This is a genomic window from Mesorhizobium sp. C277A, assembly GCF_040324395.1.
Classification (GTDB): Bacteria; Pseudomonadota; Alphaproteobacteria; order Rhizobiales; family Rhizobiaceae; genus Mesorhizobium.
This window is the reverse complement of sequence record NZ_JAMYVW010000002.1, coordinates 3,314,882-3,334,134: the sequence shown is the minus strand read 5'-3', so window position 1 is coordinate 3,334,134 and position 19,253 is coordinate 3,314,882. Positions and strand designations below refer to the sequence as shown.

General features: G+C 63.2%; 19 protein-coding genes and 1 pseudogene. 14 read left to right on the top strand and 6 right to left on the bottom strand.

The genetic code is table 11. From position 1 onward, the window contains the following. The first annotated feature begins 142 nt into the window (after positions 1 to 142). The 4 genes from ypfJ to NKK52_RS32250 all read left to right on the top strand — a co-directional run bounded on the left by ypfJ (position 143) and on the right by NKK52_RS32250 (position 3,430). Positions 143 to 1,078 (top strand): KPN_02809 family neutral zinc metallopeptidase, encoded by a 936-nt coding sequence (gene ypfJ / locus NKK52_RS16445; protein ID WP_023672436.1) that lies wholly within the window; start codon positions 143 to 145, stop codon positions 1,076 to 1,078. 176 nt (positions 1,079 to 1,254) lie between these two features. Continuing rightward, entirely contained in the window at positions 1,255 to 2,520 is a 1,266-nt protein-coding gene (locus NKK52_RS16440) for a TCR/Tet family MFS transporter (RefSeq protein ID WP_023683790.1), read from the top strand. Then, entirely contained in the window at positions 2,517 to 3,086 is a 570-nt protein-coding gene (locus tag NKK52_RS32255) for an aldo/keto reductase (protein ID WP_280940312.1), read from the top strand. The genes NKK52_RS16440 and NKK52_RS32255 overlap by 4 nt, the downstream gene beginning before the upstream one ends. Further along, entirely contained in the window at positions 3,080 to 3,430 is a 351-nt protein-coding gene (locus tag NKK52_RS32250) for an aldo/keto reductase (RefSeq protein WP_280940313.1), read from the top strand. The genes NKK52_RS32255 and NKK52_RS32250 overlap by 7 nt, the downstream gene beginning before the upstream one ends. 263 nt (positions 3,431 to 3,693) lie before the next feature. Here NKK52_RS32250 and carA read toward each other — a convergent pair whose 3' ends face one another. Further along, positions 3,694 to 4,911, bottom strand: coding sequence for a glutamine-hydrolyzing carbamoyl-phosphate synthase small subunit (gene carA, locus NKK52_RS16430; RefSeq protein WP_084565734.1), 1,218 nt, complete (start codon positions 4,909 to 4,911; stop codon positions 3,694 to 3,696). A gap of 258 nt (positions 4,912 to 5,169) precedes the next feature. Here carA and NKK52_RS16425 point away from each other — a divergent pair. Together NKK52_RS16425 and NKK52_RS16420 are read left to right on the top strand one after the other, a co-directional pair. Further along, positions 5,170 to 5,620: pseudogene (locus NKK52_RS16425) on the top strand (GatB/YqeY domain-containing protein). Between the two features lie 116 nt (positions 5,621 to 5,736). Further along, positions 5,737 to 6,294, top strand: a complete 558-nt coding sequence (locus tag NKK52_RS16420) for a GNAT family N-acetyltransferase (RefSeq protein WP_023683792.1) — start codon at positions 5,737 to 5,739, stop codon at positions 6,292 to 6,294. A gap of 7 nt (positions 6,295 to 6,301) precedes the next feature. Here the strand turns inward: NKK52_RS16420 and NKK52_RS16415 are convergent, their stop codons facing one another. Both NKK52_RS16415 and NKK52_RS16410 read right to left on the bottom strand, forming a co-directional pair. Beyond that, positions 6,302 to 7,483 carry an MFS transporter gene (locus tag NKK52_RS16415; protein WP_023683793.1) on the bottom strand — a complete coding sequence of 394 codons (1,182 nt, stop codon included), beginning with the start codon at positions 7,481 to 7,483 and terminating at the stop codon, positions 6,302 to 6,304. 95 nt (positions 7,484 to 7,578) lie between these two features. Further along, complete coding sequence (locus NKK52_RS16410; protein WP_023672443.1) at positions 7,579 to 9,243, bottom strand: Na/Pi cotransporter family protein; 1,665 nt, start codon at positions 9,241 to 9,243, stop codon at positions 7,579 to 7,581. Positions 9,244 to 9,632: 389 nt separating this feature from the next. Here NKK52_RS16410 and NKK52_RS16405 point away from each other — a divergent pair, with 389 nt between their 5' ends. The 5 genes from NKK52_RS16405 to NKK52_RS16385 all read left to right on the top strand — a co-directional run bounded on the left by NKK52_RS16405 (position 9,633) and on the right by NKK52_RS16385 (position 15,484). After that, positions 9,633 to 10,001 (top strand): RcnB family protein, encoded by a 369-nt coding sequence (locus NKK52_RS16405; protein ID WP_023683794.1) that lies wholly within the window; start codon positions 9,633 to 9,635, stop codon positions 9,999 to 10,001. Positions 10,002 to 10,172: 171 nt separating this feature from the next. Continuing rightward, on the top strand, positions 10,173 to 12,113 hold the full coding sequence (gene dnaG / locus NKK52_RS16400) for a DNA primase (protein ID WP_023683795.1): 1,941 nt from the start codon (positions 10,173 to 10,175) through the stop codon (positions 12,111 to 12,113). A gap of 412 nt (positions 12,114 to 12,525) precedes the next feature. Then, complete coding sequence (gene rpoD, locus NKK52_RS16395) at positions 12,526 to 14,550, top strand: RNA polymerase sigma factor RpoD (RefSeq protein WP_023672446.1); 2,025 nt, start codon at positions 12,526 to 12,528, stop codon at positions 14,548 to 14,550. A 190-nt stretch (positions 14,551 to 14,740) separates the two neighbouring features. Continuing rightward, positions 14,741 to 15,034 (top strand): GYD domain-containing protein, encoded by a 294-nt coding sequence (locus NKK52_RS16390; protein ID WP_023672447.1) that lies wholly within the window; start codon positions 14,741 to 14,743, stop codon positions 15,032 to 15,034. Between the two features lie 69 nt (positions 15,035 to 15,103). Further along, complete coding sequence (locus tag NKK52_RS16385; protein ID WP_023683796.1) at positions 15,104 to 15,484, top strand: thiol-disulfide oxidoreductase DCC family protein; 381 nt, start codon at positions 15,104 to 15,106, stop codon at positions 15,482 to 15,484. 45 nt (positions 15,485 to 15,529) lie between these two features. Here the strand turns inward: NKK52_RS16385 and NKK52_RS16380 are convergent, their stop codons facing one another. Continuing rightward, positions 15,530 to 15,787 carry a DUF2798 domain-containing protein gene (locus NKK52_RS16380; protein ID WP_023683797.1) on the bottom strand — a complete coding sequence of 86 codons (258 nt, stop codon included), beginning with the start codon at positions 15,785 to 15,787 and terminating at the stop codon, positions 15,530 to 15,532. A gap of 272 nt (positions 15,788 to 16,059) precedes the next feature. On the opposite strand from NKK52_RS16380, the gene NKK52_RS16375 reads away from it, so the two are divergent. The 3 genes from NKK52_RS16375 (at position 16,060) to greA (ending at position 17,716) form a co-directional block, all read left to right on the top strand. Then, on the top strand, positions 16,060 to 16,737 hold the full coding sequence (locus NKK52_RS16375) for a PadR family transcriptional regulator (RefSeq protein WP_023683798.1): 678 nt from the start codon (positions 16,060 to 16,062) through the stop codon (positions 16,735 to 16,737). Between the two features lie 101 nt (positions 16,738 to 16,838). Continuing rightward, a complete protein-coding gene (locus NKK52_RS16370; protein WP_023672451.1) occupies positions 16,839 to 17,132 on the top strand; it encodes an HlyU family transcriptional regulator in 294 nt (97 codons plus the stop codon). A gap of 101 nt (positions 17,133 to 17,233) precedes the next feature. Continuing rightward, positions 17,234 to 17,716 (top strand): transcription elongation factor GreA, encoded by a 483-nt coding sequence (greA, locus tag NKK52_RS16365; protein ID WP_023683799.1) that lies wholly within the window; start codon positions 17,234 to 17,236, stop codon positions 17,714 to 17,716. A gap of 47 nt (positions 17,717 to 17,763) precedes the next feature. Here the strand turns inward: greA and NKK52_RS16360 are convergent, their stop codons facing one another. Both NKK52_RS16360 and NKK52_RS16355 read right to left on the bottom strand, forming a co-directional pair. After that, on the bottom strand, positions 17,764 to 18,342 hold the full coding sequence (locus NKK52_RS16360) for a hypothetical protein (RefSeq protein ID WP_245260622.1): 579 nt from the start codon (positions 18,340 to 18,342) through the stop codon (positions 17,764 to 17,766). A gap of 218 nt (positions 18,343 to 18,560) precedes the next feature. Further along, positions 18,561 to 19,196: an FMN-dependent NADH-azoreductase gene (locus NKK52_RS16355; RefSeq protein ID WP_023683801.1), complete on the bottom strand. Its 636-nt coding sequence runs from the start codon at positions 19,194 to 19,196 to the stop codon at positions 18,561 to 18,563. Positions 19,197 to 19,253 lie beyond the last annotated feature (57 nt).

Below are 19,253 nucleotides of genomic sequence, written 5' to 3'. Positions count from 1 at the left end.
CGCCTCGACCAGAGTGCGAACGCGATGCCGCTGCCACGAAAAATACTGTGACTTGGCGCAACCATTGCGATAATTGTCTGTTGGGTCGGACTGGGCCACGACATCGGCCAAGCCAGCCGAAATTTGCATACGGGGAGTTGCCATGCTCTGGAAGGGCCGCCGTCAGAGTGACAATGTCGAGGACGAGCGCAGCGACAGCGGCGGCGGTGGTGGTTTCGGCGGCGGCAGCCCTGGCCAGTTCCGCATCCCGATCGGCGGCCGCACCGGCGGCGGCGGCAGCATATTGCTGGTCGTCCTCGTGGTGCTGGCCGGATGGTATTTCGGCTTCGACCCGTCGCAGATCCTGGGCAGCGGCGACGGCGGCGGCGTGCTGCCGGGTGGCGGTGGCCAGATTACCGACAACAGCGGCGGCCAGGACGACGGCGCCGGCACGCCTGCTTCCGACGAGATGAAGCAGTTCGTGGCGACCGTGCTGGCCGAGACCGAAGAGACCTGGACCGGCATCTTCCAGTCGCAGGGCCTGAAATACGAGGACCCGAAGCTTGTGCTGTTCAGCGGCCAGATCCGCTCGGCCTGCGGCTCCGCCTCGACGGCAGCCGGACCGTTCTATTGTCCCGGCGACCACAAGGTCTACCTCGACACCACCTTCTTCCAGCAGCTCGACCAGCAGTTCGGCGCCTCGGGGGATTTCGCCCAAGCCTATGTGATCGCTCATGAAGTCGGTCACCATGTGCAGAACCTCACCGGCATCCTGCCCAAGTTCAACCAGATGCGGCAGTCGATGGGTGAGGCGGAAGCCAACCAGATGTCGGTGCGCATCGAGCTGCAGGCCGACTGCTTCGCCGGCGTTTGGGCGCATTTCACCGCGCAGAAGGGCATTCTGGAACAGGGCGACATCGAAGAGGCGCTCAACGCCGCCAAGCAGATCGGCGACGATACGCTGCAGAAGAAGATGCAGGGCTATGTCGTGCCGGAAAGCTTCAACCACGGGACGTCGCAGCAGCGGCAGACCTGGCTGGCGCGCGGCTACAAGAGCGGCAAGCTGTCGGACTGCAACACGCTGACCGGTCCGGTTTGAGGCGCTCGCAAGTTCCAGCCGACCGCGGTCCAAAGCGCATCCGTCGGCGGGCCGATTCACCACCCGCAACAGATGTCAGGAGGAGAACGCCTGAGGCGTTCTCCTATTGTTCCAAAGTGGCGCCTCGCCTATAACGGGCGCCCGCCCAAGGGCGGTCTCAGGGAGCAGACGCCATCATGATCGACCCCAAAACCGCCAGGCGGGGCCTTGCGCTCGTCTTCACCACGCTGCTGCTCGACATTATCGGCTTCGGCATGATCATGCCGGTGTTGCCGGCCTTTCTCAGGGAGCTTTCCGGCGTCGGCATCAGCGAAGCGGCGATCGAAGGCGGCTGGCTGTTCTTCGTCTATGCGGCGATGCAGTTCTTCTTCGCGCCAATCATGGGTGGATTGAGCGACCGCTTCGGGCGGCGGCCGATCCTGCTTGCCTCGGTGCTTACATTCTCGATCGACAATCTGATCTGCGCCATCGCCTGGTCCTATCCGATGCTGTTCATCGGCCGCGTGCTGGCCGGCATTTCGGGCGCCAGCTATTCGACGACGTCGGCCTTCATTGCCGACATCTCGAACGATGACAACCGGGCGAAGAATTTCGGTCTGCTCGGCATCGCCTTCGGCGTCGGCTTCGTCATTGGGCCGGTGCTGGGCGGGCTGCTCGGCACGTTCGGGCCGCGAGTGCCGTTTTACTTTGCCGCCGGGCTTGCCTTCGTGAACTTCCTCATCGCCATGTTCTTCCTGCCTGAAACGCTCGATGAAAAGCACCGCCGCCGCTTCGAGTGGAAACGCGCCAACCCGGTCGGCACGCTGCTGCAGATGCGCCAATATCAGGGCATCGGCTGGATCGGGCTCGCCTTCTTCCTAATGACGCTCGGCCACATGATGTATCCGGCGGTGTGGTCGTTCGTGTCCAATTATCGTTATGGCTGGAGCGAGCAGCAGATCGGCTTCTCGCTCGGCGCCTTCGGCCTGTGTGGGGCGATCGTCATGGCGACGGTGCTGCCGCGCGTGATCCCCAAACTTGGCGAATGGAGGACGGCGGTCATCGGCCTGACATTCACGGCGGCCAGCGCCTTCGGCTACGCCTTCGCCTCGCAAGGCTGGATGATTTATGCGGTGATCGTCGTCGGCTGCCTGGAAGCACTGGCCGATCCGCCGCTGAGAAGCCTTGCCGCCGCCAAGGTGCCGCCGTCGGCGCAAGGCGAATTGCAGGGCGCGATGACGTCGATCTTCTCGATCACCTCGATCATCACGCCGCTGCTCTACACCGCGATCTTTTCCTGGTTCACCGGACCGAATGCGCCCGTGGTGTTCGGCGGCGCGCCCTATCTGGTTGGCGCGTGCTTCCTGACGCTTGCGGTCATTGTCTTTGTGACGAAAGTTGCGAGGCCGACGGCGGTGAGAAGCGTTGCCACCGGCGCTGCGGAAGATGGAGCCCAGATATGAGCCATGACAGCCGCATAGAGCTAACCAAGGACGGAGTGTCGCTGTCGCGGCTGGTGTTCGGCGCCTGGCGCCTGCTCGACAACGCCGCGCGCCCGGACGCCGACCAGATCGCGCGGCTGATCGGCACTGCGGTCGATCTCGGCCTGACCAGCTTCGACCATGCCGATATTTACGGGCATTACCAGGTGGAAGCTGCCTTTGGCGCCGGCTTGTCGCGCTGGAAGGGCAAGCGCGACAGCATCGAGCTGATCTCGAAATGCGACATCATTCTGGCATCGGCCAACCGGCCTCTGAACCGGCTGAAGCATTACGACACCAGTGCGGCCCACATTGCCGCCTCGGTCGACCGTTCGCTCGCCAATCTCGGCACCGACTATCTCGACCTGTTGCTGCTGCACCGGCCGGATCCGCTGATGGATGCCGACGAGACGGCGGCGGCCCTTGCCGGGCTGGTCAAGTCGGGCAAGGTGAGAGCGGTCGGGGTCTCCAATTTCACGCCGTCGCAGTTCGACCTTCTGGCTTCGCGGCTGCCGTTTGCCTTGACCAGATCGAGATGTCGGTGCTGAAGACCAATGCGCTGATGGATGGCAGCCTCGATCACGCGCAACGCCTCAGCTATGCGCCGATGATCTGGTCGCCGCTCGGCGGCGGCTTGCTGTTCACCGGCAGGGAAGGGCGCGAGGCGCGGGTCAGGGCGGCAATCGCGGCGGTGGCTGCCGAGATCGGCGCCGGCGATCTCGCCGCCGTCGCCATCGCCTGGCTGCTGCGTCATCCGGCGCGGCTGGCGCCGGTGCTCGGCACGATGAAGCCCGAGCGGCTGGCCGTCATGGTCAAGGCGCTGGAGATCGACCTCGACCGCCAGCAATGGTTCGCCATACTGGAGGCCAGCGAAGGCCGGCCGGTGGCGTAAGGTTACCAAGGCGCGAACTTCGAACCCGCCATAGGTGTGTGCTTCGTCCGTTAATGCGGCGCGCAAGCGAAGCGATGAGGAGGGCTTGGGCTCAGGGGATGCCGTCGGCGCTCTCGAAGCCTTCGTCGCTTCGCGCCGTCACAAACAGACCGGTTGACCGGTTTATTCCATTGACCCAAGACAAGGGCAATCGCGCCGCGTTTGTAACTCCGGCTATTCGGAGCATCACGATCTGGGCAACGGCTAGGCGAAGACCTGTAAAATCAAACCCGTTCGGCCAGCAGTTCCTCGCCGCGCTTTTCGCGGATCAGATTGACGAAACGGCGGAACAGATAGTGCGAGTCCTGCGGACCGGGCGAGGCCTCGGGGTGATGCTGGACCGAGAACACCGGACGGCCCGTGAGCGCAATACCGCAGTTGGAGCCATCGAACAGCGAGACATGGGTTTCCTCGACGCCCTCGGGCAAGGAGTCGGCATCGACGGCAAAGCCGTGGTTCATCGAGACGATCTCGACCTTGCCGGTGGTATGATCCTTGACCGGGTGGTTGGCGCCGTGATGGCCCTGGTGCATCTTGGCGGTCTTGCCGCCCAGCGCCAGGGCCAGCATCTGGTGGCCGAGGCAGATGCCGAATACCGGGATGTCGGTCTTGAGCAGGTCCTGGATGACCGGCACGGCGTAGTCGCCGGTGGCTTCCGGGTCGCCGGGGCCGTTGGAGAGGAAGATGCCGTCGGGCTGCATGGCCAGGATCTCTTCCGAGCCGGTGCCGGCCGGAACCACGGTGACCTTGGCGCCGAGGCCGGAAAGCAGGCGAAGGATGTTACGCTTGACGCCGTAGTCGATGGCGACGACGTGCATCGACGGCTCGGCCTGTTCGCCAAAGCCTTCGTTCCATACCCAGGGCGTTTCACGCCAGACCGAGGACTGGCCCGAGGTGACTTCCTTGGCGAGGTCAAGCCCGATCAGGCCCGACCAGGCGGCGGCGCGCCGCTTCAAATCGTCGATGTCGAAGATGCCGTCGGGCGCGTGCGCAATGACGGCATTGGGCATGCCCTTTTCGCGGATCAGCGCGGTCAGCGCCCGGGTGTCGATGCCCGACAGCGCGACGACGCCGCGCTTCTTCAGCCACTGGTCCAGCCCGGTGTCGGCGCGGTAGTTGGACGGGTTGGTGACATCGGCCTTGAACACCGCGCCAACGGCGCCTGCACGGGCGACCGGGTTCAAGTCCTCGATGTCCTCGTCATTGGTGCCGATGTTGCCGATATGCGGGAAGGTGAAGGTGACGATCTGGCCGGCATAGGACGGGTCGGTGAGAATTTCCTGGTAGCCGGTGAGCGCGGTGTTGAAGCAGACTTCGGCAACGGCGGAACCGGTGGCGCCGAGGCCGCGACCCTCGATGACGGTGCCGTCGGCCAGCACCAGGACGGCGGTCGGCTTTTCGGTTGCCCAAGGCGGGGTCAGTTCGGGGGTCATCTCGGCCATGGCGACGCTCCTGTCACGCTGCGCGCTTCGATGGCGGGCCATCTGCGCAGCAAACGGCGCGGCCGATCTCTCAAGCCTGCGCGCATCAATTCTTTGTCTTATGCAAGGCCGAGTACATAGGGGAAGGCGCCAGAGCGGTCAATGATGCCGTGCCAAAACGGCGAGCATTTGTTTCGTCAAACGATATCAGGGCTTTGGCGCGTTTGCTTTGCGGATGGGCCGCGGTTATTGTCCGCGCCGTTCGAAGGAGAAAGCATCATGCGCGCAAAAATCGCTGAATCCCTGAAAAGCGCGATGAAGGCGCAGGACAAGCACCGCCTGCCGACGCTCAGGCTGATCCAGGCCGCCATCCACGACCGCGACATCGCCAATCGCGGCTCGGCCAAGGACCCCGCCAGCGACGAGGAGATCCTGCAGATCCTGGCCAAGATGGTGAAGCAGCGCGAGGAATCGGCCAAGGCGTTCGAGGACGGCAAGCGCCCGGAACTGGCGGCGCAGGAGCGTGGCGAGATGGAGATCATCCGCGGCTTCCTGCCGACGCCGTTGGACGACGCCGCCGTAACAGCTGCGGCGCGCGAGGCGATCGTTGCGACCGGTGCCGCCAGCCAAAAGGACATGGGCAAGGTGATCGCCGCGCTGAAGCAGAAAATATGCCGGCCAGATGGATTTCGGCAAGGCCAGCGGCATCGTCAAAGGCCTGCTGCAGTAAGAGCCGACACCGCGTCAGTGGCGAAGGAGAGCAGGGGGCGGGACATCACCTCTGGGCAAGAAACGGTCCGCACCGGCTTAAGCGAGCCAAGCCTTGACCTGCCGGAGAGCCCCACCATAATCGAAATCGTCAAACCCACGCTCGAACATCTGCCCTCCTACAAGGCGGCGCTCGAGCGTGGCTGGTCGCCGGACAATGTCCGGCTGATGGAAGCGACGCGCGAGCAACTTGCGGCGATCGACGAGGATCCCGCGGCGTTCCTTGCCAGCCTCGACGATCCCGAGGCCAAAGGAGGCCCGATTACCTTGCCGGACGGCACGACCGTGCCGCGGCTCCCGGGGTTCCGGCGCTGGATCTGGGACGGCGAGGCCGCCGGCTCGATCGGCTTTCGCTGGCAGCCGGGTACGGCCGCGCTGCCGTCGCATGTGCTCGGCCATATCGGCTATGCCGTGGTGCCGTGGAAGCGCGGACGAGGCTATGCGACCGAGGCGCTGCGGCTGATGCTGGACGAGGCGAGGGCTGTTGGTTTGCCATATGTCGAGATCACCACCGACCTCGACAATCCGGCCTCGCAGAAGGTGGTGCTGGCCAATGGCGGCCGTGTGGTCGGTCCGTTCATCAAGGACGCCGCGTATGGCGGCGCCGAGAGTTTGTTGTTCCGGATCGATTTGTAGTCCGACGCTATTCGGCCGCTGCTGGCAGCGGTGGCGCTGCCCGGCTGCGCCCCTCCCAGATGTAGGAGGCAAGTGCCACCACCACCGCCACCAGCATGGCGGCAGCGCCCACAACCGGCAGGCTGCGAAAGCCGTAGCCGGCATTGAGCATGGCAGCGCCCAGCGACGCGGCGAGCGCGATGCCGACATTGAAGCCGGAGGGGATGAGCGAGGAGGCGAGGTTGGAGGCGTCCGCCGTCCAGGCCAGGATGCGGGTCTGGATCGGCGTGCCTATGGCGAAGTTGAGGCCACCCCAGACAACGATGGCGATGACCATCGGCACGGGGTAGGGGCTGACGGCATAGATCACGCCCAACATCACCGCCTGCAGCGCAAGCATGGTGATCAGCGACGGCATCAGCTTCCAATCGGAAAGCTTGCCGCCGAGAAAGACGCCGACCGTGGCGCCGACGCCGTTGAGCAGCAGCACCCAGGGGATCAGGCTCTCGTCGAGATGGCTCACCTCAAGCAGTGTCGGGGTGATGTAGGTGAACAGGCCGAACTGGCCGATCATCAACATCAGCATCAGGATCAGCGAGGTCCAGACTTGCTGGCGCGCCAGCACGCGAACCTCGCTGCCAAGGCTGGTGGATGGGCTCGATGCGCCCGTTTTGCGCGGCAGGAGGGCGGCCATGGCGGCAAACGCCACCACGCCCAGCGCGCACATCACCCAGAAGGTGGCGCGCCAGCCCCAGAGATTGCCGATTGCGGTGCCGGCCGGCACGCCGATGACATTGGATACGGTGAGGCCGGAGAGGATCACAGCCACGGCCATGCCGCGCTTGTCCTCGGGCACGAGGCCGACAGCCACCACCATGGCGACGCCGAAATAGGCGCCGTGTGCGACGGCGACCGCAATGCGCAAGAGCAGCATCGAGGTAAAATCGGGCGCCAGCGCGCAAGCGGCCTGGCCGATGGTGAAGGCGACGGTCAGGCAAAGCAGCAGCGTCTTGCGGGAAATGCCCTTGGTGGCGAGCGCCAGCAATGGCCCGCCAATCGCGATGCCGCCGGCATAGCCTGAGACGAGATAGCCGGAGGTCGGGATCGAAACGCCAAGGCCGTCGGCCACTTGCGGCAGCACGCCGGCAATGACGAATTCGGTGGTGCCGAAAGCGAAGGCGGCGATGAACAGGGCAATGAGCGGAAGCATGGCGCGGAAGCGATCCTTGAATGAGTTGGCCTCAAATCATGGATGGCGCTTGCCGGCAATGCAGAAATTTTTGCGGCCGGTTTAGGTTTTCTTGATCAGCTCGCCTTCAACCTGGAGCCGCCGAGCAACCCGCGCTCTTCCAGCACCGGATAGGCCATCGACGCCAGCAGCGAGTTGATCTGCTTCAGGTCGCGGATGGTGTCGAGGTGGATGGAACTTGTCTCGACGCTCTTGGCGGTGCCGTCGCGCAGGCGCACGAAATGGCTGGCGCTGGTTTCCTTTTCGCGGTCGCGCAGCCGGTCCTTTTCCAGCACCAGCTGGCGGGCAGTCTCAGGGTCGCGCGACACCAGCACGTTGAAGGCAAGCCTGGCATTGGCCAGCACCGAGGTGTGAAAGGCGAGCAGCTCGCTCCAGCCCTCGGGCGTGAACTCCAGCCCGCGCTCGAACTTCTTCTTCACATGCACCAGCATGTTGCGCACGATGATGTCGCCGACCTGCTCGAGCTTGACGCAGGCGCCTATCAGCTCCTGGCAGCGCAGCGCCTCGTCCTCTGTGAGCGAGTTCCTGGTCAATTTGGCCAGATAGAGCTTGATCGCCGCGTGCTTCCTGTCGACGCGGTCGTCAAGGGCGGCCAGCGCCTTGATCTTGTCGCCGTCGGCGCTTTCATACAGCTCGATGATGCGCTTGAGCATGATCTCGACCGTCTCGCAGACGCGCACCACCTCGCGGGTGGCGTTGGCCAGCGCCTGGCTCGGAACGTCGAGCGCGCCGTCGTTGAGGGCGGAGAGTTCGACCACATCGAGCTCTGTAGCAGGCGCCGGCTTGGTGCCCATTGCGACGATCTTCTCAGAGGCACGATAGATCAGGCTGGCAAGCGGCAGGCCGGCGAGCAGGATCAGCACATTGAACAGGATGTGGGCGTTGACGATCTGGTCGGGCACGGTGGCGCCGAGGAAGGCGACCGGTGGCTTCAGCGTCATGAACAGGATCAGCATCACCAGCGAGCCCATGCCGCGCATCAACAGATTGCCGATCGGCACGACGCGCACGCCAGGTTCGGCACTTCGGGTGAGCAGCGGCGCGATGATCGACGAGCCGAGATTGACGCCGAGCACCAGCACGATGCCGAGTTCGGGCGGGATGAAGCCGCGGCCGGCCAGCGTGACCATCAAAAGCACGGCGGCGATCGAGGAGTGGAACAGCCAGGTGACGAGCGCGGCGAGCAGATAGGCGGTGACGTAGTCGCTGGAGAAATATTCGATGATGAGCGGCATCAGCGTGCTCTGGCGCAGCGGCTCCGAGGCCTGGCCGATCATCTCCAGCGACAGTACCAGAAGGCCGATGCCGACCAGGATGCGGCCGAACTGGCGCCAGTCGCGCCGCTCGGTGGCCATGAACATGACCGTGCCGGCGACGAGGCAGATCGGCACCAGCAGAGTCAGATCGAAGGTCAAGAGCTTGACCACCAGCGCCGAGCCGATCTCGGCGCCGCGCACAGCCAATTGGCCCGACATGCCCGAGACGATGCCGGCGCCGGCGAAGGAGCCGACGAGAAGCGTGACGGCGGTCGAGCTCTGCAGCGCGATGGACAGGCCGCAGCCGGCCAAAACCGCCATGATCGGATTGCGCATGGTGGAGCGCAGCCGGTGACGCAGCACGTCGCCATAGGCGCGCTCGACGCCTGTCTTGACCATGCGGGTGGCAAACAACATCAGCGCCACCGCGCCCGCCAGATGCAGCAGGACGACGGAGCCGCTCATTTCGAAACCCGCACGCAGACAGGGACCGCGACGCGGAGGGCGCGCAGTGCAGGGAGGAAAACGGGGCTGCGAATCATGGTCATGACAGTCTTGAACAATATCCCGGAATATTTTAGCCGGGTAATAAAATCTTGTCGATTTCAAGAGCCGTCGCGGCGCGACAGGGCGTGTCGGAAAATGGACGGATGCGCAAATGGTTGCATGGCGGATCCCTGGTGATGGCAGCGGATCGTCCCGGTTTGCCGGACTCCCGGCAATCGCCTTTGCGATGATGTTCAAATATCCAGGATAAGCACCGGATTTCATTACGTAAATGTAATGCTAGTGTTCAGTTTCGGTTCATCCTTCGGGCGCTATTCCCTAGGCATCGACAACCAAGGAGCCCCGCTATGAAACGTATTGTTCTTTCCGCCCTCGCTTTCTCGATGCTGGCCGCCACTTCGCTTACCGGCCAGGCCGCACCGGTGAACGCACCGGTCGCACCGCAGTCGAATTACACGCAGGTCGACTGGCAGAGGCCCGGCAAGCATGTCGATGTCAGGAAGCGCGTCGTGAAGAAGACGGTGGTCGTCAAGCGCAGCCATTGGCGCAATGGCCGGAAATATTCCAGCTGGAAGCGGCACCAGCCGATCCGCGATTATGGCCGCTATGGCCTGCATCGCCCCGGCCGCGGCCAGGAATGGATCCGCGTCGGCAACGACTATGTGCTGGTCAGCGTCCTGTCCGGCATCATCTTCGGCGCCATTGCCGCGCATTAAGCCCGGCCTCGCCGGCGCAATGCAGAGACTTGAAAGGAGGCGGTCCGAAACGGCCGCCTTTCTTTTGGCTGTAGAAACCGGGCTTTTTGGCTGTGGAAACCGGGTATGGTCCGCAATAAGGGTCGTCGGATTCCGCGCGCATGATTATATGAGGGACAAACGAGTTCCCCAATGCGCTTTCCGCCCGCCTTTCTCGATGAGATACGCGACCGTGTGCCGATTTCATCGGTCATCGGCCAGCGCGTCGCATGGGACAGGAAGAAGACCAACGCCTCGCGCGGCGACTATTGGGCCTGTTGTCCGTTCCATGGCGAAAAGAGCCCCTCCTTCCACTGCGAGGACAAGAAGGGCCGCTATCACTGTTTCGGCTGTTCGGTGTCGGGCGATCATTTCAAGTTCCTGACCGAGCTCGACGGATTAAGCTTTCCCGAAGCGGTCGAGAAGATCGCCGACATGGCCGGCGTGCCGATGCCGGTGCGCGACGAGCGGGAAGAACAGCGTGAGAAGGAACGCGCCAGTCTGACCGACGTCATGGAGATGGCGACTGCCTTCTTCCAGGAGCGGCTGCAAGGACCGGAGGGTGCAAAAGCCCGCGCCTATCTCAGGGATCGCGGGCTGACGCCGGCGACGCAGCAATCGTTCCGGCTGGGCTTTGCGCCCGACAGCCGCAATGCGCTGAAGGAACATCTTGCCGCCAAGGGTGTGCCCAAGGCCGACATCGAGGCCTGCGGGCTGGTGCGTCATGGCGACGACATCCCGGTCTCCTATGACTGGTTCCGCGATCGCATCATGTTCCCGATCCCGGATTCGCGCGGCAAGATCATCGCCTTCGGCGGCCGGGCACTGGCGCCCGATGCGCTGGCCAAATACATGAATTCCCCCGACACCGAGCTCTTTCACAAGGGCAATGTGCTCTACAATTTCGCCCGCGCCCGCAAAGCGCTGGCAAAAGGCGGCACGGTGATTGCCGTCGAAGGCTATATGGACGTGATCGCGCTGGCGCAGGCCGGCTTCGAGAACGCCGTGGCGCCGCTCGGCACCGCGCTCACCGAAAACCAGCTCGAACTTCTGTGGCGCATGGCGCCTGAGCCGATGCTGTGCTTCGACGGCGACCAGGCCGGGCTGAAGGCGGCGTGGCGCGCCGCGGATCTCGCGCTGCCGTCGGTGCAGGCCGGGCGGTCGGTGCGCTTTGCGCTGTTGCCGGAGGGCAAGGATCCCGACGATCTGGTCAAGGCAGAAGGGCCGGACGCGTTTCGTGCCGTGCTGGCGGAAGCGCGGCCTCTCGCTGATTTGTTGTGGATGCGTGAGACATCCGGTGGCGTCTTCGACACGCCGGAGCGGCGGGCGGGGCTGACAAAGACGCTGCGCGAACTGACCAGCCGCATCCGCGATGAGAGCCAGCGCTACCACTACCAGCAGTGGATGCGCGAGCGGGAGCTGACCTTCTTCAGCGCCCAGCGCGAAGTGCGGCAAGGTCGCCAGGACTGGAAACCGGGGCAGGGCAAAACGCCCGCACCCGGCGGACAGTTCGCCAAAGGCAGCGGGGCAGGCGCGCGCGCCGCGATCACCGAAAGCCTCGGCCGCTCCGCCATGGTCAAACGCGGTGGCGAGATGATGTCGGTGCGCGAGGCGACGATCATCGTAGCCCTCGTCAACCATCCGGCGCTGATCGACGAGAACTTCGCCCATGTCGAGTTCCTCGATCTCGCCAACACCGATCTGCAGCGGCTGCACGCCGCCATCCTCGATGCGATGGCGCACGACATGGCCAATGACCGTAGCGCGGTGATCGCCACCATCGAACGTGCCGGCTGCAGCGATATCTGGGGGCGCGCCGTGGCGCTCATCCAACGGGCCAGGCAATGGCCCGCGCTGGAAACCGCAGCGCTTGACGATGCCCGCGACGCCTTCAACCAGGCGCTGCACTTGCAGCGCAGCGCGCGCACCTTACATAAGGAACTGAAACAGGCGGAAGCAGCGCTCGCCAGCGATCCCACTGACGAAAACTACCGGCACCTCATCGAGATTCAGGCGCAATTCCGTGATGTACAAGCAACGGAAGCGCTGATCGAAGGGTTCGGTGTATCCTCGGGCAGGGGTGGGCGCGTCTAGGTCGAAACCTGCGCAAGAATGAATGTTGTACGTGCTGCGCGTCGAATCGACGCCTCTAAGTCGGGTAATTGATTCGCTTTTTTGATGCGAATCATGCGAGAGGCGCTTGACCTTCTGGCAGAATGACGGAATCAGGACGATTCGAAACCTTAACCCGCGCCGGCGTCGATGGAAATGCACTGACGCGAGGTGCTGATCACTGGACAGGCTGACAGCCTGCCACAGATATCAGGGTTAATCTGGACTTAATGCATATCGCCCAAAAGTGAAAACCGGTTTTGGGGGCACGATATGAACAAACAAAAGAGTTGATTCGGTTACCGGCCCGGTTATGCGCCACCAGCGCATGTAGTTTGACCGGTGCGGCAGCTACGCGGCTTCGATGCTCGGCCGCTAGGAGAAGATAAAGACTATGGCGACAAAGGAAAAGGAAGAGGTCGAGACCGAACGTGAAGGCGCCACCGATGGGCCTCTGCTCGACCTTTCCGATGATGCTGTCAAGAAGATGATCAAGGCCGCCAAGAAGCGCGGCTATGTGACTCTCGACGAACTGAACGCGGTGCTGCCGTCGGAAGAGACCGATCCGGATCGCATCGAAGACATCAATGCGATGCTGTCCGACATGGGCATCAACGTGGTCGAGGACGACGATCAGAGCGAGGAGCCCGAGGCCGCCGACAGCAATGCCGACGCCGAGGAAGACGCCAACGAGCTGGCCGAGCAGACCGGCACCGCCGTCGCCGCCACGACCACCAAGAAAGAGCCGACCGACCGCACCGATGACCCGGTGCGCATGTATCTGCGCGAGATGGGCTCGGTCGAGCTCCTGTCGCGCGAGGGCGAAATCGCGATCGCCAAGCGCATCGAGGCCGGCCGCGAGACGATGATTGCGGGCCTCTGCGAAAGCCCGCTGACCTTCCAGGCCATCATCATCTGGCGTGACGAGCTCAACGAATCCAAGATCCTGCTGCGCGAGATCATCGACCTCGAAGCCACCTATGCCGGCCCCGAAGCCAAGCAGGCGCCGGTGGTCGAGCGCATCGAGGAGGCGCCCAAGGCCGAGGACAAGCCGAGGCGTGGACGCGACGAGGAAGACGACATCACCAATGTCGGCGCCGACACGCGCGGCCTAGTCGATGACGACGAGGAAGACGAGGACGAGGCGAGCCTGTCGCTGGCGGCGATGGAAGCGGAACTGCGCCCGCAGGTGATGGAGACGCTCGACGTCATCGCCGACACCTACAAGAAGCTGCGCAAGCTGCAGGACCAGCAGGTCGAGAACCGTCTGGCCGCGACCGGCACGCTGTCGCCAAGCCAGGACCGCCGCCTGAAGGAGCTGAAGGACCAGCTGATCAAGGCGGTGAAGTCGCTGTCGCTCAACACGGCGCGCATCGAGGCGCTGGTCGAGCAGCTTTACGACATCAACAAGAGGCTGGTGCAGAACGAAGGCAAGCTGCTGCGCCTGGCCGAAAGCTATGGCGTGCGCCGCGAGGAGTTCCTCAAGGAATATCAGGGTTCCGAGCTCGACCCGAACTGGACGCGCTCGATCGGCAACCTGACCTCGCGCGGCTGGAAGGAATTCACCAAGAACGAGAAGGACGCGATCAAGGATCTGCGTTCGGAAATCCAGAACCTCGCCACCGAGACGGCGATCTCGATCCTGGAATTCCGCAAGATCGTCAACCAGGTGCAGAAGGGCGAGCGCGAAGCCGCTATCGCCAAGAAGGAAATGGTCGAGGCCAATCTGCGCCTCGTCATCTCCATCGCCAAGAAATATACCAATCGCGGCCTGCAGTTCCTCGACCTGATCCAGGAAGGCAATATCGGCTTGATGAAGGCGGTCGACAAATTCGAATACCGCCGCGGCTACAAGTTCTCGACCTATGCGACATGGTGGATCCGGCAGGCGATCACGCGTTCGATTGCCGACCAGGCGCGCACCATCCGCATCCCGGTGCACATGATCGAAACGATCAACAAGATCGTGCGCACGTCGCGCCAGATGCTGCATGAAATCGGCCGCGAGCCGACGCCGGAGGAACTGGCAGAAAAGCTCGCAATGCCGCTCGAAAAAGTGCGCAAGGTGTTGAAGATCGCCAAGGAGCCGATCTCGCTCGAAACCCCTGTGGGTGACGAAGAGGATTCGCATCTGGGCGATTTCATCGAGGACAAGATGGCGATCCTGCCGATCGATGCGGCGATCCAAGCCAATCTGCGCGAGACCACCACGCGGGTGCTCGCCTCGCTGACGCCGCGCGAGGAGCGGGTGCTGCGCATGCGCTTCGGCATCGGCATGAACACCGACCACACGCTGGAAGAAGTCGGCCAGCAGTTCTCGGTGACGCGCGAGCGTATCCGCCAGATCGAAGCCAAGGCGCTGCGCAAGCTCAAGCACCCGAGCCGGAGCCGCAAGCTGAGGAGCTTCCTCGACAGCTGATACCGGCAACAGACCAGCATTCGAAAAGGGCGCCGATGGCGCCCTTTTTGTTGCCGGGTGAAGGCTCTTGTCGCCCATCTCCGTCGGGAGGATACTTGCCTGGTCGGATGCATGTTCTGGGCGAAAAACCGGATGTCCGCCCCGGCTGATGTCCTCAGCCGTGCTCCGTGGCGCCGGAGGGAGGTGTGTGATGACAACCTACATCCTGCTGATGAACTGGACGGAACAGGGCGCCAGAAATATCCGAGAGTCGCCGAAGCGGCTCGATGCCGCCAAGAAGCAACTGGCCGACATGGGCGGCTCGTTCAAGGCGTTTTACCTGACTATGGGCGAATATGACATGGTGGCGATTATCGAGGCGCCCGACGATGCTGTGCTTGCTCGTTTCGCCCTGATGCTGGCAACGGGTGGCAGCGTCAAGACGCGAACGCTCAAGGCTTTCCCGGAATTTGCCTATCGCGAGATCGTCACTTCGCTTGGATAGCGCTGGGCGTGGGTCCGTGCGGCTCGGCGTCATATTGCGGGGCCGTGCCGTCAAGGCGATAGTCGCGCCATGTCCAAGCCTGCGCTGACCGTCTGGTACAACACACGCTGCCCGGTTTGCGATGGCGGCATCACCCGGCAGAAACGGCGGCTGATCGAGGCGATCAAGGCCGGGCGGATCGAATTCCGCGACATCAACCTCGAACCGGCGGCGCTCTCTGGCTACAGCGCCTCGCTGGAGGACATACGCCGCCGGCTGCATGCCACCGATGCCGAAGGCAGGCTGCTGGTCGGCGCCGATGTCGCGGTTGCCGTCTGGCGGGCGACGCCGGGCGAGGGCTGGCTGGCGACGCTCTTCGGCAATCCGGTCGCGCTGCCGCTGACGCGGTTCGCGTACAATCGCTTCGCCGATCTTCTCTATGCCTGGAACCGGCGCAAGGGCCGCTGGTAGCGAGGCAAGGCCCGAAGATATCTGCGGGCCTTACCGTCATGGGCGTTACCGGGACGCCGGCTCGCAAAGCCAGCCGACAATGCGGCGCACCGCCGGCAGCACCATGAGCAACGTTGGGAACGCTACCAGCCAGGACAGGCCCCAGGCAGTGAGCCAGACAGCCGGCAAATCAGGTTGCAGTCCAAGGCTTTTCAGCGTCGATATGAACGAGACGATGAAGGTCATCAGCAGCGACAGCACCAGCGGGCTGACGATCGCGGCATAGCGCGCCGGCAGCTTGCCGCGCTTACGGTTCGTGGTCATTTTTGGATTTTCCTGAAACATCCGGTCCGTCGCATTTGGCATCCATTGCGCCGGGTTTCCGGCGGAACTGCCCGGAAAGACCGGGGTGGATGCGTTGCTTGACGTCAGACGCTTACGGAGAGGTTTTGGCCCTCACGCGCTTTCTAGCTGCCGGCGGCGGCGAAATCAACCTTCTGGCGCCGCCTTTAGATACATCGTAAGATATATCTTGACTCGTCGGCGGGGCAAGCCTAATTAAGATGTATCGTAAGATATAACTCAAGGAGCAATTCATGCACAGACATCATCCCTTTGGCGAGCGCGCCGAGCGCGCATTCCTGCACATGGCAGGCAAATTTGGTGGAAGAGGGGGCAGCGGCTTTGGTCCGTTCGGCCACGGCGGACGTGGCGGTGGACGCGGCGGCCCGGGCGACATGTTTCGCGCCGGGCGCATGCTGGCCGACGGCGATCTCAAGCTGATCACGCTGTCGCTGCTGGCCGAGGCGCCTCGCCACGGCTACGACATCATCAAGGCGCTGGAAGAGCGCACCAGCGGCATCTACAGCCCGAGCCCGGGCGTCGTCTATCCGACGCTGACCTTCCTGGAAGAGGCCGGCTATGCGGCTTCAGCCGCCGACGGCAACAAGAAGGTGTTTTCGATCACCGAGGCGGGCCAGGCGCATCTCGCCGAGAACCGCGAGATGATCGACGGCGTGCTCGAGCATCTCGAGCGCTTCGGCCGCAAGATGGCCAAAGCGCGGGACTGGTTCGGCTGGAACGACGACGGCGAGGAAGGCGGACGGCGTGGTGGACGGGGTCGCTCGGAAGCCCGCGACGAGTTCCGCGCCGTGCGCCACCGGCTGCGTGCCGCGCTCGGCGATCTCGTCGACGCGCCGGCTGAAAAGCAGGCCGAGGCGATTGCAGTCCTGGAAGCCGCCGCTGAAGCCCTGGAAGCGCTATCGCGCGGTTGACCCCTGGCGAGAACGCTTGCCCGTTCGACTGAGGAACGGTACTGAAAATCATCCTGCACCGCGAGACGTGGTGCAGGATGATTGCCGTTGGAGGAAGCCCCATGTCTTTTCTGAAGCGTCTTTTCGGTGGTGGCGGTGAGGGGGGCGAGCCCAAGAGCGCAGCACCGGCAAAGCAGGTTGAGCACAAGGGATTTTTGATCAGCGCCACGCCCTACAAGGCGGAGGGCGGCCAGTACCAAACTTGCGGCGTGGTTTCGAAGGAAGTCGACGGCGTGATGAAGGAACACAAATTCATCCGCGCCGATCGCTTTGCCGGACTGGACGACGCCGTCGACATCTCGATCAAGAAGGGCATGCAACTGGTCGACGAGCAAGGCGAGAGGATGTTCGGGTAAGGGCCGAACTGGTCGAGGCGCCGAACATAGGTTTTGCGCCGGTCATCCGTCGCCAGAATCTCGAATAATGGCAGTGGGCCGCAAGCAGAAAGTATCGACAATTGAGCGTAGCGTTTGCCAAGGAGGAAAGCGCCGAGGCAGCATCGGAAACCATCCTGCCGGCTCGCCCTGTCTCCGATCGGGTCAACCTTGTCACGGAAGCGGGCCTCAAGACGCTGCAGGTTGAATTGACTCGCGCCCAGCAAGCTCTCGAGGCCGCTAGCGTGCTGGAAGATGTCAATGAGCGGCGACGCCAGTCAGCGGTTCCGGTTCGAGATATGCGTTACTATGCCGAGCGCGTCCGTACGGCACAGCTTATGCCGGTGCCCACCTCTAATGAGGTGATCGCCTTCGGGCACACCGTTACCTTCAAACGTGATGATGGCCGCACTCAGACCTTCCGCATCGTCGGAGAGGATGAGGCCAACCCGTCTGAAGCTTCCATATCGCATGGTTCGCCGGTTGCCATCGCGCTGACCGGAAAAACCGTTGGCGACTTTGTCCAGCTAGGGCCGCGCGAACTTGAGATCCTGTCCATTTCCTAGGACGCAGGTATGATGCGCGACCGACGCCGGTGCACCTTGAGACGTGATCAGATGCCCGCAATTGCCAAAAGCCAAGCCAGGATGTCGAGCAGCAGAAAAACCAGCGCAATCTGCAACGCCAGCCGGAGCCGCTGGATAATTCGCCAGTTGCCGGCCATGTCCGCCTTGATCCGAAGGGCAAGCGCGCGGCGCATGGCCGACATTGTCGTCGGCCTGTCGCCGTCGACATATTGATCAAGCAGATCTTCCGGATCGAAGCGGAATGTATATTGGTGATAGGGCCAAAGCATGAAGACGATCAGCCCGCCGATGCCGAACAACAGGGCCACTGCGGTCCAATCCCAAAGCCCAAGCCCGTTGGAAAGCGCCGCACCGCCGAGTAGCGAGTTGGCAAATGCGATGGCAAAGACAAGGCTGCCGGCGCGGGTGCTCATGTTCTCCACAAGCGTCTGCTGTTGAGTGAGACCTCTCACCGCCTCCTGATAGATGAACGCGAGACGCGGATCATCGTCGGCAACAGCGCTTGCGACAATTCCGTTGTTCTCTCCTCCACTCGGACATTCGGCCATAAGTTGCCTCTCTGTTTTGACAGGGTTGCACGAGTTTAGCCCGATCCGTCGGTGCAAAAACAGATTGGCCGTGGACCAACGGCAAATCCGATGGCGATGCCGGGGGCTCCAAGCCTATGAGGGCCAGCTGATGAACGGGCAAGAATAGTTGGCAGCCATCGAAAACCCCGCCACGAACACCACGCCATCTGCCGGTGGACCCTGCTCTCGGCCCCGGAAAGCAAGAAGGCAGGCGCCGAAGCGCCCGCCTTTTCAATGCGAATGACGGGGTGTGCTTACGCGGCGATTTGCGCGCTCGCGGTCTTGGCCACCACGGCATCGACCTTGGCGGTCGCCTTGGCAAGTGCGGCGGTGACGGCATCAGGGCCCATGCCGACGCCTTCGATGCGGATGACGTCGACATCGGTCATGCCGAGAAAGCCGAGCACGCCGCGCAGATAGGGGATGGCGTGATCGAACTGCACGGCCGCACCTTCGCAATAGATGCCGCCCGAGGCGAGTACGATATAGACCTTCTTGCCGGTGACGAGGCCCTTGGGACCACCCTCGCCATAAGAGAAGCTCTTGCCGGAGCGGGAGATGTGATCGACCCAGGACTTCAGGGTTGAGGAGATGTTGAAGTTGATGAAGCCGGTGGCCAGGATCACGGTGTCGGCTGCGAACAGTTCGTCAAGCACGATGTCGGAGACGCCGACGACTTCGGCCTGGCGCGGCGTGCGGGCTTCAACGGGGGTGTAGATGCCGGTCGCATAATCGGTGTCGATGTGCGGCAGCGGGTTGGCCACGAGGTCGCGTACGACGAGCGTATTCGACGGGTCGGCGGCGACGAGCTTTTCAGCGAATTCGGTAGCGATACGGGTCGAGTGCGAGGCAGCGCCGCGCGGGCTCGAGGTTACAAGCAGGATAGACATAGCGGTTCTCTCCAGTGGGAATTGATTTCTCCCGCCTGATATGAGCCTACCGACCCA

Bases quoted from the DNA above. Each gene is read 5' to 3' on its own strand.
- NKK52_RS16440 (WP_023683790.1), top strand. From the start codon at position 1,255: ATGATCGACCCCAAAACCGCCAGGCGGGGCCTTGCGCTCGTCTTCACC.
- NKK52_RS16385 (WP_023683796.1), top strand. From the start codon at position 15,104: ATGTCCAAGCCTGCGCTGACCGTCTGGTACAACACACGCTGCCCGGTT.
- NKK52_RS16375 (WP_023683798.1), top strand. From the start codon at position 16,060: ATGCACAGACATCATCCCTTTGGCGAGCGCGCCGAGCGCGCATTCCTG.
- dnaG (WP_023683795.1), top strand. From the start codon at position 10,173: ATGCGCTTTCCGCCCGCCTTTCTCGATGAGATACGCGACCGTGTGCCG.
- NKK52_RS16410 (WP_023672443.1), bottom strand. From the start codon at position 9,243: ATGAGCGGCTCCGTCGTCCTGCTGCATCTGGCGGGCGCGGTGGCGCTG.
- NKK52_RS16405 (WP_023683794.1), top strand. From the start codon at position 9,633: ATGAAACGTATTGTTCTTTCCGCCCTCGCTTTCTCGATGCTGGCCGCC.
- NKK52_RS16380 (WP_023683797.1), bottom strand. From the start codon at position 15,787: ATGACCACGAACCGTAAGCGCGGCAAGCTGCCGGCGCGCTATGCCGCG.
- NKK52_RS16355 (WP_023683801.1), bottom strand. From the start codon at position 19,196: ATGTCTATCCTGCTTGTAACCTCGAGCCCGCGCGGCGCTGCCTCGCAC.
- NKK52_RS16415 (WP_023683793.1), bottom strand. From the start codon at position 7,483: ATGCTTCCGCTCATTGCCCTGTTCATCGCCGCCTTCGCTTTCGGCACC.
- ypfJ (WP_023672436.1), top strand. From the start codon at position 143: ATGCTCTGGAAGGGCCGCCGTCAGAGTGACAATGTCGAGGACGAGCGC.
- NKK52_RS32255 (WP_280940312.1), top strand. From the start codon at position 2,517: ATGAGCCATGACAGCCGCATAGAGCTAACCAAGGACGGAGTGTCGCTG.
- carA (WP_084565734.1), bottom strand. From the start codon at position 4,911: ATGGCCGAGATGACCCCCGAACTGACCCCGCCTTGGGCAACCGAAAAG.
- NKK52_RS16370 (WP_023672451.1), top strand. From the start codon at position 16,839: ATGTCTTTTCTGAAGCGTCTTTTCGGTGGTGGCGGTGAGGGGGGCGAG.
- NKK52_RS16390 (WP_023672447.1), top strand. From the start codon at position 14,741: ATGACAACCTACATCCTGCTGATGAACTGGACGGAACAGGGCGCCAGA.
- rpoD (WP_023672446.1), top strand. From the start codon at position 12,526: ATGGCGACAAAGGAAAAGGAAGAGGTCGAGACCGAACGTGAAGGCGCC.